Consider the following 12,337-nt stretch of genomic DNA (forward strand, 5'->3'; position numbering starts at 1 on the left):
ACATCGGTAGTGGCATTGATTCGGAGCGTACCATGATCCACACGGTGATCACCGAGATCCACCTGCCCGCCGGCGTCGCCGGACCCGACCCGATGGACTTCGACGTGCGGTGCTTCCTGATCCCGCACGCCACCGGGCTGACCCTCGTCGACACCGGCCTGGAGCACACCGTGCCGTCGATCACCGGGCAGCTCACCGCCATCGGCGCCGGCTGGGGCGACGTGACCGACGTGGTCCTCACCCACCACCATCCCGACCACACCGGCGGCCTGCCCGAGGTGCTGACCCTGGCACCCGGCGCCACCGTGTGGGCCGGCAGCGGGGACACGTTCCCCGTCGCGGCGAAACCCGCGGAGGACGGCACGACGATCCGGGGCCTTCGCGTCGTGGCCACCCCGGGACACACCGCCGGCCACCTGAGCCTCCTCGCCACGGACAACGCCGCGCTGCTCATCGGCGACCTGGCCGGCACCCAGGGCGGCCGCCTCGTGCGCGCACCGGCCGCGTTCACCGCCGACGCCACCGAGGCCGAGCGCTCGCTGCACAAGGCGAGCCGGCTCACCTTCGCCACCCTGTACCCGTCCCACGGCGCCCCGACCGACCCGCAGGCCCTGCACGAACTCCTCGACCGCCCGTAGCGTGCACACCATCTTGAGCCCCTCCAGCAGCCCGACCACGGCTGCGCCCCGCGAACGCCACCGTGCGGGGCTCGGCGAGGCGGTTTATCGTTGGATCATGCGTAACGGCCTGGCTGACGACTTTCTGCTGCTGGCCCTTGACGATCGGGGCACGAACCTGGTCGGTGACCCCGGCCTCGACTACGGTCTCGCCGGTGCACTGCTGCTGGACCTGGTGCTGGCCGGGCGGCTCGACCTGGCCGACAGCCGGGTCGTCGTCGCGGATCCCGCCCCGGTCGGGGACCCGGTCGCGGACGCGGCGCTGGACCGCATCGCCGCGGACACCAAGCCCCGCAAGCCCGACGCGTGGATCCAGCCGCTGACCGACGGGCTGCGCGCCAGGCTGCTGGAGCGGCAGGTCGAGGCGGGGGTGCTGCGCGTGGAGCGCGACAAGGTGCTGTGGGTCTTCCCGCGCACCCGGTACTCCTCGGCGACCGGCGCCGAACCGGCCGTGGAGACGGCGGTGCGGCGGGAGCTCACCGATGCGGTGGACGGGACCGGTGCGGTGCCCGCACGGACGGCCGCGCTGCTGGGCCTGGTGCAGGCGGTTGGACTGGCGGGCAAGCTGTTCCCCGGCCGGGACGGCAAGGCGCTGAAGGCACGCCTTGACGAGATCGCCGAGGGTAACTGGGCCGCCGACGCGGTGCGGGAGTCCATCGCCCAGCTCCAGGCGATGATCGGCTCGATGGCCGCCGTGTCCGTCGCCACGATGGTCGCCACCAACGGCAACTGACCCGTGGCGTCCGTGGACGTGCCCCGGCGGTGCCGGCCGCACGGCGTTCCGGGCGGAGGAGAGCGCACGGTCCGACCTTGATCAATGAGGGTCGGTCTGGCACGATGCGGCGACGCTCTATCTCGGGGGAAATGCCATGCCTGACGCTGCCGCGACGCAGTTCGTCCTGGTTCGTTCGCGTTGGCGGGCGGCCGTCCCGCTCGCCGTCACGCTGGTCTTCCGTGCGTTGGTCGTCGCGTACGCGGTGGCCCTCGGCACCAGAGGAACCTTTCTGGTGCTGGTCATCCTGGTGTTCGGGTTGAGTGGCGTCATCGGTCTGTTGGCGCTCGTAACCACGTTCACCGCGCCGCCTGCGGTGCTGACCCCCGACGGGCCGCGGGTGCGCGCCGAGTTCATCTCCCCGGGCCTGACGGAGATCGCATGGTCCGACGTCGACACGGCATGGATTGCGTACTACGGCAGCCAGCGCTGCCTGAGCCTCCTGGCCGGGGCGCGGGCGAGGGCATATGTCACGCCGATCCCCGAGGGCACCGTCGACGCGGCGGCCGTCGTCGCGGCCGTGCACGAGCTCAGCGGCGGCCTGGTGACCGTGTCCGACACTCCCCCGGCCCGCCCGCAGAGCGGCTCGCCGGCGTTCCGCTTGGGTGGGTACGGCCGGGAGCGCAAGACGCCACTGCTGGTCGGGTTCCTGCCGTGGGTGGCGATCCTGGCGCTGCTGCCGTGGCTGATGGACGCGCCGCAGCCGTGGGACCAGCCCTGGTGGCCCGGCAACTGACCTACTCGGCCGCGACGAGGTCGGCGGGCAGGACGCACGAGGTGAGGTCCGTCGGCGGCCCGATCGGGGTGACGGTGGCATAGCCGGCGGCGAGCAGCGCGATGTCGCTGCCCGGCACATCGTCCCCGCCGTGCTCCTCGACGACGGTGCGCACGTAGCCGTCGCCGGTCTCGGCCACCGTCATCTGGACCTGCCCGAACGGTGCCAGGCCGGCCCGGCGCAGCCCCGCGACCGCGTCAAGGTCGCGGTCCGGGCTGTTGACGTTCAGCACGGTGCCCGCAGGTGCCTGGATGAGCCACGGAAGCAACCGGCACGCGATGGCGGCCGCGGTGTCCCAGTGTCTCGCCTCGTCATCGGCCGCGTCGAAGGCGGCACCACCAGACGCCGTGCCGGCACTACCGGACGCCGTGCTGGCCCGGGCGGCACCACCAGACGCCATACCGGCGAAGGCAGCACCCGGCCCGGTGCCGGCGCGCTCGGCGGTGAGCACGTCGAGGGAGACCGCCATCCCCCGCATGCCGTAGTTGGCGCCGGTGAGGGCGGCGCCGACGGTGCCGGAGTGCAGGACCGCATGCCCCGCGTTGGCGCCCCGGTTGATCCCCGACAGCACGACGTCCGGGACCGGGCCGAACGCGCCCAGGGCAGCCAGCACCGTGATGTAGGCCGGTGACGCGGCGACCCCGTGTGCCCGCACGTCGTCGAGTCCGCGCAGGGTGACGTGCTCCACCACGATCTTCCCGTCCTCGGTGACCGCGTTGAGTGCCGCGCTCATGCCGCTGGCCTCCCGTAGCGGCGCGGCGACGAGCACGCGATGCCCGGCGGCGCGCACGGCGGCGGCGAGGCTGCGGATGCCGGGGGCAGCGACACCGTCGTCGTTCGTGATGAGCACTGTCATGGAAGGCATGGGGGGTGATTACCCGAGTGACTCCAGCCGTACCCTCGCCAGCAGCTCATGGACGGCATCGGCGCGGCCCGTGCCCAGACCGTGCCGGGTGACGTTGAGCGCGCCGGCGGCGGCACCGGTGCGGATCGCCTCGCTGAGGTCACCACCGCGGGCGAGGACCGCGGCGACGCCCGCCGACATCGAGTCCCCCGCTCCGCGATGGTCCTTGATCTGCAGCGACGGCACGTGCACGCGCTGCACCGTACCGTCGAAGAACGCCAACGCCGGATCACCCGCGCGACTCACGAGCGCCGCTCCGGCGCCGTCGTCCAGCAGGGTCCTGCCCGCGGCGACGAACGCGTCCTCGGTGTCGGCGTCGGCGCGGCCGTCCTGCAGCAGCTCCTCGTGGCTGACCTTGACGAACGACGCACCGCCGCGCAGGACCGCGACGAGATGGTCGCCGGAGAGGTCGGCGACGACCCGGATGCCGTTGCCGGTCAGGTCGGTGGCGAGCCGCCGGTACACGTCCGGGTCGACGACCGACGGGTCGGCCGGGCCGCTGAGGATCGTCACGTCGCTGCGCAGCCCTTCGGCCAGGGCGATGGTGTACAGCTCGTCCAGGTCATGCCGTTGCAGCGGCGCCCCGGGCCACTGCGCGACCTCCGCGCGGGCACCTTCGCGGCGGTCGTGGACATACCAGCCGCTGCTCGCCGAGCGGGGCACGGTCCGGACGGTCACCTCGAGACCGGCCATGAGCGTGCCGACGAGGTCGCCGGCCTCCCCTCCGACGCTGACGCACAGGGTGACGTCGCTGCCGAGCGTCGCCGCCATCCGCGCCTGCCACACCCCCTGGCCACCGGGGTGGACGTGCAGGTCGGGTGTCTCGGCCGCCCGTTCGATGGTCACGGTCAGCACCGGCGCCGGGGCGAACACCATCACTTTGCCAGTCATTGTGCTCCGGTACCCGCGAAGCTGGCCCTCAGGCCAACGGCTGGTGAACTGGCACCCGACAGATGCCGGCTCAGCTTGTCGGGTGCCGGCTGCGGGCGGCCGCCTAGCGTGGTGATCGCAACACGGAAGGGAGCCGAGGTGCTGGAACGGCTGAACGCGGCGATGGCGCACATCGAGCAACATCTCGACGGCGAGATCGAGCCGGCCGACCTCACGAAGATCGTGGTGACGTCGGAGTACCACCTGCGGCGGTTGTTCTCGTCGCTGGCCGGGATGCCGCTGTCGGAGTACATCCGGCGGCGCCGTATGACCGTTGCCGGTGCGGAGGTGCTCGCCGGGCGGGACACGCTGCTGGACATCGCGGTCCGCTACGGCTACGGCTCCGGCGAGGCGTTCGCCCGGGCGTTCCGTGCCGTGCACGGCGTCGGGCCGGGTGAGGCCCGCCGGGTCGGCGCGGCGCTGCACTCACAGCCTCGGATGTCCTTCCGTCTCATCGTCGAAGGGAGCAGCAGCATGCGATACCAGATCGTGGCGCGGGACGGGTTCCGGATCGTGGGGAAGATGGCCCGCGTCCCGCTCGTGCACGAGGGCGTGAACCCGGCGATCGCGGCGTTCATCCGCAGTATCGGGCAGGAGACGTTGCAGTGGATCGAGGCCCTGTCCGACGCCGAACCCGGCGGCATCATCAGCGCGAGCGTGAACCTCGCCGAGGGCCGCGCGGAGGGCACGGAACTGGACTACTACCACGGGGTGGCGACGACCGGTGCCGCGCCGGCCGACCTGGACAGCCTCGACGTCGCGGCCGGGGCGTGGGCCGTGTTCGACAGCTCGGGCGCGTTCCCGCAGGCGTTGCAGTACCTCTGGCGGGACGTGTTCACGGAGTGGTTCCCGTCCAACCCGTACCAGAGCAGGCCGGGACCGGAGCTCCTGCGCGTGCAACTGTCGCCGGACGCCACGCAGGCCGAGGCGCAGCTGTGGATCCCCGTGGAGCCGGCCGCCGCGCAGCGGTGACGCCGGCGGGCGGGCCAGGCCGGGTCACTCCAGGACGCGCAGGACCATGTCGACGAGGGCGTCGACGTCGGCGTCGACCATCGGCTCGCCGGTCATGCCCATGCGGTGCAGCAGGGTGCCGACGACGACGTCGATGAAGAAGAGGACCCGCTGCTCCGGCTCGCCGAGCACGTCCTGGAGCGCCAGCCGGTACGGATCCTGCAGCTGCGAGGACAGGATCTGGCGCAGGGCCGGGTCGTTGACGGCGTCGGTGAACACGCCCGCGAACGCGGCGCCGATCCCGGGCTCACCGATCTTCGCCGCGATCCAGCGGATCGCGGCCGACAGGATCTCCCGCCGGTCGGCGCCCTGCAACGGCGCCGGTCCGAAGGCGTCAACCAGGCAGGCCGTGATCAGCGCGCCCTTGGACGGCCAGCGGCGGTAGACGGTCGTCTTCGCGATGCCGGCCGCGGCGGCGATGCGGTCGACCGTGGCGTGCGCATAGCCGAGCTCGTGGACGGTGCGCAGCGTCGCGGCGAAGACGGTGGCGTCGACGCCGGAGCGGGGGCGGCCGGGCGCTCGGGCGGGCGTGGTTGCTCGGGCCATGGACACACGATACCGAATTGTGCTACTCATGGTATCGATACCTCAAGTAGCGTAATCCGGGGATCGAGGAGGAGCCATGATCGGGATCGTTGACGCGCAGCGGCCGCCGCTGGGCATCCGGCTGCTGCAGACCCTGCGAAAGGAGCCGGACTGGCTGACGATGCCGGCCGAGGCCCTCGAGGCGTTCCGCGAGGCGGAGAACCGCCGGCGGGCCTCGGCCCTCATCCGGGTGATCACCGGGTTCCCGGCCCGCGGGGTCACGATCGGCTGGCAGCCGCTGGCACTGCCCGACCGGGAGCTCCGGGTGCGGGTGTACCGACCGGCGTCCGGTCCGGCCGGCCTCCCGCTCGTGGTCCACGTGCACGGCGGCGGGTTCGTGGGGACGGCGGTGCAGAGCGACTGGGTCAACAGCTACCTCGCCGCGCAGCTGCCCGCGGTGGTCGTGTCGGTCGAGCACCGGCTCGTCGCCCCGCGGGTGCCGTTGACGGCGGCCGTCGACGACGGCTGGGACGTGCTGCGGCACGTCGTGGCGCACGCCGGGCAGTGGGGGGTCGACCCGGCGCGGGTCGCGGTGTTCGGGGAGAGCGCCGGGTCGATGGTCACCGCCCTGGCCGCGGTCCGGGCCAGGGACGCCGGGCTCGCGCTGCGGGCGCAGGTGCTGGTCAATCCGTGCGTCGACCTGACCTCGACGGCGCTGGACTACCCCTCGATGCGCGAGCACGCCGACAGCCCGACGCTGACCGTGCCGCAGATGGAGCTGTTCCGCCGGCTGGCCGTGCCCGAGGGCGCCGACCCTCGTGCCGTGTCGCCGCTGTACCAGGAAAGCCTGAGCGGCCTGGCCCCGGCGCTCGTGGTGGTGCCGACCCTCGACCCGGTCGCCGACCACGGCCGCGCGTACGCCGGACGGCTGCGCGAGGCCGGCACGCCCGTGCAGCTGACCGAACATCCGGGCGCGACGCACGCGTTCCTCAGCATGCCGGGCGTGGTGCCGCAGGCGAAGGCGGCGCGGGCCGAGATCGCCGGCTTCCTGCACGGCCGCCTCGCGGAATGAGCCGACCTGTGGAAGTGCCGCCGGCCTGTGGGATGGGCCGCCGACTTGCGGGAAGGGCCGCTCAGGTCGTGGGCGGGGCGGGCGCGAGGCCGGTGCAGCGGCGCAGGTCGGTGAACCGCCGGGTGGCGGCCGCCGCGGCGGAGCCGGTGACCGGCTTCGGCTGGCCGGTGCCGGACACCACCGCCGGGACGAGGTCGGCGCCGATCACCGACCGGCCGCGCACCCGCACCTTGAGCACGCCGGTGTCGGCCGAGCCCACGTACCAGACGAAGTTGCCCAGCCCGTAGGCGACGTACGTGCGGCCGAGCCACCCGTCGCCCTGCAGGACGTGCGCGTGCGCCCCGATGATCATGTCGGCGCCCGCGTCGGCGAGCGCGGCGGCGAACGTCTTCTGGTTGGCGTTCGGACAGTTGTCGCTCTCGGTGCCCCAGTGGTTGAACACGATGACCACGTCGGCGCGTTCCCGGGCAGCCTTGACCGCGGCGACGGCGCGCGGCACGTCCCAGGCGAGGGCGATGCCGGGGGTGGCCGGGCCGGCCTTCCAGCTCTCCGCGAGCGTGTGGATCTGGCTGAAGCCGACGATCGCCACGCGGACACCCCGCACCGGCAGGATCAGCGGCGCGTACGCCTCGTCGATCGTGCGGCCGCCGCCGAAGACCGGTACCCCGGCCGCGGCGGCACCCTCGAGCGTGTCGGCGAACCCGACCCGCCCGTAGTCCAGCGCGTGGTTGTTCGCGATCGACACGGCGTCGACGCCGGCGGCCTTGACCGCCGCATACGCCGACGCGGGCGCCCGGAAGTGGAACTCCTTCGGCTCCGGCGTGCCGCGGGTGGTGACGGCGGTCTCCAGATTCACCACGGCGAGATCGGCGTCCGACAGCTCCTTGGCCATCGGCCCGAACGCGGTCGCCGGGTTCTTCAGCAGCGCGGCGGTGCGCTCGGTGAAGTGCACGTCGCCCGCGAAGGCGAGGGTCAGCTCGACGGCCGCCGACGATGACGGTGACGCGCTCGCGCTCGCGGACGCGGACGCCGAAGCCGAAGCCGAAGCCGAAGCCGAAGCCGAAGACGGCGCGGCACCCGGCGCCGGAGCGCCCGCATCACAGCCGGCCAGCACCACGGCCGCCGCCACCACCAACCATCGGGCCTTCACAGCGCACAGGGTACGAGCAGCACGCCGCCCGCACCGCCCCGGCACACGTCACGAAACGCTTGCGACCTCCCAGCGGTCGCGCAACGGCTCACGGGTGACCAGGCAGGTGAAGGAGCGGGCCCCGGCGGTGCCGCCGATGAGGAACGCGTCGTCGCCGGTGCGGTCGGCGGACCTGATCACGACCGGCCCCGCGAGCTGCGCGCCGGCCGCGGACGCGCACAGCTCGCGCGCGGTCCGGGTGTCGTCGCGCGAGGTCAGGAAGACGCCCAGGCCGACGAGCGCGAGCAGCACCACGATGACCACCGCCCCGCGCCGCAGAAACGCCGGCCGCAGCTCGCCCCTGGGGAGCGCATCGATCATGTCCGCATCGTACGTGGGTTCAGCCGAACGTCGGCGCCTGCGCGTGTGAAGGTTCGATGAGCAGCACCACGCGGTCGCTGCGCAGCGGATACGGGGCACCGGTGTACTTGTGCGCGATGCGGTCGATGATGCGCCAGGCGTCGTCGCCGTCGAGGACCTCGGCCACCCGGCCGCGGATCAGCGCCGTGGCGTGGGGCCGGGCGTGGTCGATGATGGAGATGGCCACCCGGGGGTCCCGGGCGACGTTGCGGGCCTTGCGGGAGCCCGGCCCGGTCAGCACGGCGATCCGGTCGCCCTCGCGGTCGACCCAGACCGGCACATTGTGGGGTGCGCCGTCCGGCAGCAGCGTCGCGATGTGGGCGTAGTTGACGTCCTCGACGAGGCGGGCAACGTCGGCGGCGAGTTCAGGCACGGCGACCTCCGGCAGCTGGGTTCCTTCAGGGAACTTCCACGCTTGACCGTAACCCACAAAGTCTCCTGAGGGAACTCTGTTGTCCGGCTCTGATGTTCTGGCACGATCATCCGGTACTGCCGGACGTTCGCTGAAGGAGCCGCTGTGACCCTGCCCGACGGCATGCTGCGCCGGTGGCGGCACGACCTGCACCAGATCCCCGAACTCGGGTTCCAGGAGCACCGCACCGGCGACTACCTGGCCGCGGCGCTCGCCGGCATGGGCCTGGAGGTCACCCGCGGCGTCGGCGGGACCGGCCTGGTCGCCACGGTGCGCAGTGGGCAGGGCGGCGGCGCGCTCGGCCTGCGCGCCGACATGGACGGCCTGCCGCTGACCGAGCGCGGCGCCCGACCCCACCGATCCAGGCACGACGGCGTCATGCACGCCTGCGGCCACGACGGCCACATGGCCATGCTGCTCGGCGCCGCCCAGGTCCTGGCGGCGCAGGGCGGCTTCGCCGGCACCGTCCACCTGGTCTTCCAACCCGCCGAGGAGCACGGGCGCGGCGCCAAGGCGATGATCGCGGACGGGCTGTTCGACCGGTTCCCCGTCGACGCGATCTTCGGCCTGCACACCATGCCCGGACACCCGACCGGCACGCTCAGCACCCGCGTCGGCGGTCTGATGGCCAGCGAGGACAACTTCGAGATCCGGGTCGCCGGGCGCGGCGGGCACGCCGCCCGGCCGCAGATGGTCATCGACCCGATCGTGGTCGCCGCGGAGATCGTGCTCGCGCTGCAGACGATCGTCGCCCGCAACGTCGACCCGACCGACCCCGCCGTCGTGTCCTGCACCGAGATCACCACCGACGGGGCCCGCAACGCGATCCCCGGCGAGGTCGTCATCCGCGGCGACACCCGCAGCTTCACCGCCGAGGTCCAGGCGCTGCTCGAGCACCGCATCCGCCGGCTGGCCGACGGCATCTGCGCCGCCCACGGAGCGACCTGCCGGGTCACCTACACCCACGAGTTCGAGCCGACCGTCAACGACCCGGCCACGGTCGCCGCGGCGGTCGCCGCCGCGCGGCTCACCGTCCCCGAGCATCGCGTCGACCCCGACACCCCGCCGTGGACGGCCAGCGAGGACTTCGGCGCGTTCCTGCGGCACGTCCCCGGCTGCTTCGCGCTCCTCGGTAACGGTGAGGAGCTCGACGCCGGCGGAACCCCCTTGCACAGCCCGGACTACGACTTCAACGACGACGCCCTCGACGTCGGCGTGCGGTACTACGTCAACCTCGTCCGCACCGTCCTGGCCGACCCCGCGGCCACCCGATGACGCGCCCCGCACCGGCCTGGTGGGCGGTGAACGAGGCCCGCGACCCCGCCTGGTCCTGCCGTCCCGCGCCCACCGCCGCCGTTCGCGACTTCCACCGGTCCCTGCCCGGCTACGCCACGACCCGGCTGGCCCCGCTCCCCGGCCTCGCGCGGGCCGTCGGAGTCGCGCGGATGTTCGCCAAGGACGAGTCGAACCGCCTCGGCCTGCCGGCGTTCAAGGCCCTCGGCGCGTCCTGGGCCATCCACCGGGCCCTGCGCGACCGCGCACCGGCCGGCCCGGTCACCGTCGTCACCGCCACCGACGGCAACCACGGACGCGCCGTCGCCCGCTTCGCCCGGCAGTTCGGGCACCGGGCCGCCATCTTCGTGCCCGACGGCGTGCATCCCGCGGCGGTCCAGGCGATCCGCGACGAGGGCGCCGACGTCACGCACGTCCCGGGCGACTACGACGCCGCCGTCCACGCCGCCGCCAGTGCGACCGGTCCGGACATGGTACTCATCCAGGACATGGCCTGGGACGGCTACGAGCAGGTGCCCGGCTGGATCGTCGACGGGTACACCACCCTGTTCGCCGAGATCGATGAGCAGCTGCACGAGCACGGCATCGCCCGCCCCGACGTCCTCGTCGTCCCGGCCGGCGTCGGCTCCCTGCTCCAGGCCGCCCTCACCCACTACCGCGGCGGCGACGTGCGGCCCGGCCCGGCCGTCCTGAGCGTGGAGCCGGGGTCGGCGGCGTGCGTCCTGGCCAGCGTCGCCGCCGGCCACCCGGTCACCGTCGCCACCGGCGTGACCAGCATGGCCGGGTTGAACTGCGGCACCGTGTCGTCGCTGGCGTGGCCGCTCATCAGCCGCGGCCTCGACGCCTGCGTCGCTGTCGGCGAGGCGGCCGCCGCCGACGCCGCCCGCGAACTCGCCGGGCACGGCGTCGACGCCGGACCCTGCGGCGCCGCCTCCCTCGCCGCGCTGCGCGCCGTCCGCGACGGCACCGACGCCGACCGGCTGCGGGCCGCGCTCGGGCTCACGGCGGCCGGCACCGTCGTCCTGCTCGTCACGGAAGGCACCGCCGCCAACCCCGGTCTCCCGCCCAACGGGTGACGCCACGGCCGCCGCAGCAGCACCAGAGACCGTGAACCGTCAGTTCTTCCTCGCTGTCACCATCGCGAAGCTGAGGAACTCGCCGGCGTCGGCGGTGAGCAGGTCGATCACCGCCTGGCGATTGTGTTGCGCGCCGGCCCGGTCGCCTGTGTGCTCGGCCACCGCCTGTGTCCAGAGCAGCCAGTCCCGCCAGCCATCTTCCTGCAGTCGTGCCGACGTGACGGTCACGAGTTCGGTGACTTCCCACTGAAAGCGCCACCACTCGGCGGTGTGCCAGGCGATCGGCTCCCAGCCGAACAGTTCCTTGATGCGCTCCGGGATCGCCCCGAGTTCCCGGACCTCCCGGGTCATTCCCGGCGTCGCCATGCCGAGTTGGCCGCCAGGCCGCAGGAACCCCACGAGGTATGGCAGGTACCAGTCAGAGGTGCCGAAATACTCGAATGCGTCGATGCTCACGATGGCGTCGAAGCTGTCCTTCCCGAACGGCAGGTTGTGCGCCTCGGCCCGCACGGCGGTCACCTGACCGGAAACGCCGGCGTCAGCGAACACGGCCGCTGCCTCATCCGGCGCGATCCACCAATCGGCCGCCACGACCTGGACGCCGTACTCACGGGCCAGGAACACGGACGTCGCTCCCTTGCCGGAGCCGAGGTCCAGGACCTGCATTCCCGGGCGCAGGTCAAGATCCCGGGCCAGGTCCTCCAGCAGCCACAACGGGTTCGGCCCCATGTCCAGGTCGAGCAGCCAGGCCGGGTCGTACCGGGACGAGCGCGGATACCGATCTGGGCGAGCAAGCTCACCGATAGCTGTCACGGGCGCCGATTCAAGCTGGTCACAAGCAGGCATGCAACCCAATTCACGCACCCTGCTGGCAAGGACCATGATCTCCAGACCCTGACGGTTCAGAGTCTCTAGCCGCACTTTACCCGGGGCTGGCAGCCTCGCGGCATGGCGCTGGTCAAGGTCGTCGTGCGTGCGGGCAGGGCCCTGTTCGGGCTGTTCACCGAGGGGCTCGTCGCGTACGGCGCGTTCGTCTCCCCGATACCGCTGCCGGGCATCTACCCGGCGGCGGCACCGCCCCCGGCCCGGCGCTCGCGCGCCTCCGCACGCCGCCGCGGCCCGCACCGGTGCCCGCCCGACGGCCGCCGCCGCAGCCACTACGCGGCCTTCCGGTGCGCCGCCGCCGTCCGCCGCTCCTGATCCCCGGACACCACAAAATCCCCCGGACATCACAAAATCCCCGGACATCACAAACGGGCGCGGGTGGCCACGGTGGGGAACCCCCCCCGCCATGTGCGGGGCTGGAGAGGCGAGGTGGCCGAAGAGTATGAGGGGCAGGTG

The 12,337-nt window shown here is 73.0% G+C and carries 15 protein-coding genes; 8 read left to right on the plus strand and 7 right to left on the minus strand.

What is annotated here, in order from left to right; genetic code table 11:
• Positions 1–32: 32 nt before the first annotated feature.
• The 3 genes from AB0K00_RS54930 (at position 33) to AB0K00_RS54940 (ending at position 2,185) form a co-directional block, all read left to right on the plus strand.
• Positions 33–638: an MBL fold metallo-hydrolase gene (locus AB0K00_RS54930; RefSeq protein ID WP_363539172.1), complete on the plus strand. Its 606-nt coding sequence runs from the start codon at positions 33–35 to the stop codon at positions 636–638.
• A gap of 97 nt (positions 639–735) precedes the next feature.
• Positions 736–1,410, plus strand: a complete 675-nt coding sequence (locus AB0K00_RS54935; RefSeq protein ID WP_363539174.1) for a GPP34 family phosphoprotein — start codon at positions 736–738, stop codon at positions 1,408–1,410.
• Positions 1,411–1,546: 136 nt separating this feature from the next.
• Complete coding sequence (locus AB0K00_RS54940; protein ID WP_363539176.1) at positions 1,547–2,185, plus strand: hypothetical protein; 639 nt, start codon at positions 1,547–1,549, stop codon at positions 2,183–2,185.
• Between the two features lies 1 nt (position 2,186).
• Here the strand turns inward: AB0K00_RS54940 and AB0K00_RS54945 are convergent, their stop codons facing one another.
• Together AB0K00_RS54945 and AB0K00_RS54950 are read right to left on the minus strand one after the other, a co-directional pair.
• The gene (locus tag AB0K00_RS54945; RefSeq protein WP_363539178.1) at positions 2,187–3,080 is read right to left on the minus strand and encodes a 5'/3'-nucleotidase SurE; all 894 of its coding nucleotides are present in this window, start codon (positions 3,078–3,080) and stop codon (positions 2,187–2,189) included.
• 18 nt (positions 3,081–3,098) lie between these two features.
• Positions 3,099–4,019, minus strand: coding sequence for a PfkB family carbohydrate kinase (locus tag AB0K00_RS54950; protein ID WP_363539180.1), 921 nt, complete (start codon positions 4,017–4,019; stop codon positions 3,099–3,101).
• Positions 4,020–4,157: 138 nt separating this feature from the next.
• Here AB0K00_RS54950 and AB0K00_RS54955 point away from each other — a divergent pair, with 138 nt between their 5' ends.
• Positions 4,158–5,030, plus strand: coding sequence for an AraC family transcriptional regulator (locus AB0K00_RS54955; protein WP_363539182.1), 873 nt, complete (start codon positions 4,158–4,160; stop codon positions 5,028–5,030).
• Positions 5,031–5,054: 24 nt separating this feature from the next.
• On the opposite strand, the gene AB0K00_RS54960 is transcribed toward AB0K00_RS54955, so the two are convergent.
• The gene (locus AB0K00_RS54960) at positions 5,055–5,615 is read right to left on the minus strand and encodes a TetR/AcrR family transcriptional regulator (RefSeq protein WP_363539184.1); all 561 of its coding nucleotides are present in this window, start codon (positions 5,613–5,615) and stop codon (positions 5,055–5,057) included.
• 76 nt (positions 5,616–5,691) lie between these two features.
• Here AB0K00_RS54960 and AB0K00_RS54965 point away from each other — a divergent pair, with 76 nt between their 5' ends.
• Positions 5,692–6,666, plus strand: coding sequence for an alpha/beta hydrolase (locus AB0K00_RS54965; protein WP_363539186.1), 975 nt, complete (start codon positions 5,692–5,694; stop codon positions 6,664–6,666).
• Between the two features lie 61 nt (positions 6,667–6,727).
• Here the strand turns inward: AB0K00_RS54965 and AB0K00_RS54970 are convergent, their stop codons facing one another.
• The 3 genes from AB0K00_RS54970 to AB0K00_RS54980 are packed head-to-tail and all read right to left on the minus strand — an operon-like array spanning position 6,728 to position 8,645.
• Positions 6,728–7,816 (minus strand): CapA family protein, encoded by a 1,089-nt coding sequence (locus tag AB0K00_RS54970; protein WP_363539188.1) that lies wholly within the window; start codon positions 7,814–7,816, stop codon positions 6,728–6,730.
• A gap of 48 nt (positions 7,817–7,864) precedes the next feature.
• Positions 7,865–8,176 (minus strand): hypothetical protein, encoded by a 312-nt coding sequence (locus AB0K00_RS54975; protein WP_363539190.1) that lies wholly within the window; start codon positions 8,174–8,176, stop codon positions 7,865–7,867.
• 19 nt (positions 8,177–8,195) lie between these two features.
• Entirely contained in the window at positions 8,196–8,645 is a 450-nt protein-coding gene (locus AB0K00_RS54980) for a PPOX class F420-dependent oxidoreductase (protein WP_363539192.1), read from the minus strand.
• Between the two features lie 87 nt (positions 8,646–8,732).
• On the opposite strand from AB0K00_RS54980, the gene AB0K00_RS54985 reads away from it, so the two are divergent.
• Both AB0K00_RS54985 and AB0K00_RS54990 read left to right on the plus strand, forming a co-directional pair.
• Positions 8,733–9,902, plus strand: coding sequence for a M20 aminoacylase family protein (locus tag AB0K00_RS54985; RefSeq protein WP_363539194.1), 1,170 nt, complete (start codon positions 8,733–8,735; stop codon positions 9,900–9,902).
• Entirely contained in the window at positions 9,899–10,996 is a 1,098-nt protein-coding gene (locus AB0K00_RS54990; protein ID WP_363539196.1) for a pyridoxal-phosphate dependent enzyme, read from the plus strand. Before AB0K00_RS54985 ends, AB0K00_RS54990 begins: the two co-directional genes overlap by 4 nt.
• Positions 10,997–11,035: 39 nt before the next feature.
• Here the strand turns inward: AB0K00_RS54990 and AB0K00_RS54995 are convergent, their stop codons facing one another.
• Positions 11,036–11,878: a methyltransferase domain-containing protein gene (locus AB0K00_RS54995; RefSeq protein ID WP_363539198.1), complete on the minus strand. Its 843-nt coding sequence runs from the start codon at positions 11,876–11,878 to the stop codon at positions 11,036–11,038.
• Between the two features lie 66 nt (positions 11,879–11,944).
• Here AB0K00_RS54995 and AB0K00_RS55000 point away from each other — a divergent pair, with 66 nt between their 5' ends.
• Positions 11,945–12,196, plus strand: a complete 252-nt coding sequence (locus AB0K00_RS55000; RefSeq protein ID WP_363539200.1) for a hypothetical protein — start codon at positions 11,945–11,947, stop codon at positions 12,194–12,196.
• Positions 12,197–12,337 lie beyond the last annotated feature (141 nt).

The sequence above is a fragment of the Dactylosporangium sp. NPDC049525 genome (assembly GCF_040676755.1).
In the GTDB taxonomy this organism is placed as follows: domain Bacteria; phylum Actinomycetota; class Actinomycetes; order Mycobacteriales; family Micromonosporaceae; genus Dactylosporangium.

Bases quoted from the DNA above. Each gene is read 5' to 3' on its own strand.
- AB0K00_RS54930 (WP_363539172.1), top strand. From the start codon at position 33: ATGATCCACACGGTGATCACCGAGATCCACCTGCCCGCCGGCGTCGCC.
- AB0K00_RS54935 (WP_363539174.1), top strand. From the start codon at position 736: ATGCGTAACGGCCTGGCTGACGACTTTCTGCTGCTGGCCCTTGACGAT.
- AB0K00_RS54940 (WP_363539176.1), top strand. From the start codon at position 1,547: ATGCCTGACGCTGCCGCGACGCAGTTCGTCCTGGTTCGTTCGCGTTGG.
- AB0K00_RS54945 (WP_363539178.1), bottom strand. From the start codon at position 3,080: ATGACAGTGCTCATCACGAACGACGACGGTGTCGCTGCCCCCGGCATC.
- AB0K00_RS54950 (WP_363539180.1), bottom strand. From the start codon at position 4,019: ATGACTGGCAAAGTGATGGTGTTCGCCCCGGCGCCGGTGCTGACCGTG.
- AB0K00_RS54960 (WP_363539184.1), bottom strand. From the start codon at position 5,615: ATGGCCCGAGCAACCACGCCCGCCCGAGCGCCCGGCCGCCCCCGCTCC.
- AB0K00_RS54965 (WP_363539186.1), top strand. From the start codon at position 5,692: ATGATCGGGATCGTTGACGCGCAGCGGCCGCCGCTGGGCATCCGGCTG.
- AB0K00_RS54975 (WP_363539190.1), bottom strand. From the start codon at position 8,176: ATGATCGATGCGCTCCCCAGGGGCGAGCTGCGGCCGGCGTTTCTGCGG.
- AB0K00_RS54990 (WP_363539196.1), top strand. From the start codon at position 9,899: ATGACGCGCCCCGCACCGGCCTGGTGGGCGGTGAACGAGGCCCGCGAC.
- AB0K00_RS54995 (WP_363539198.1), bottom strand. From the start codon at position 11,878: ATGGTCCTTGCCAGCAGGGTGCGTGAATTGGGTTGCATGCCTGCTTGT.
- AB0K00_RS55000 (WP_363539200.1), top strand. From the start codon at position 11,945: ATGGCGCTGGTCAAGGTCGTCGTGCGTGCGGGCAGGGCCCTGTTCGGG.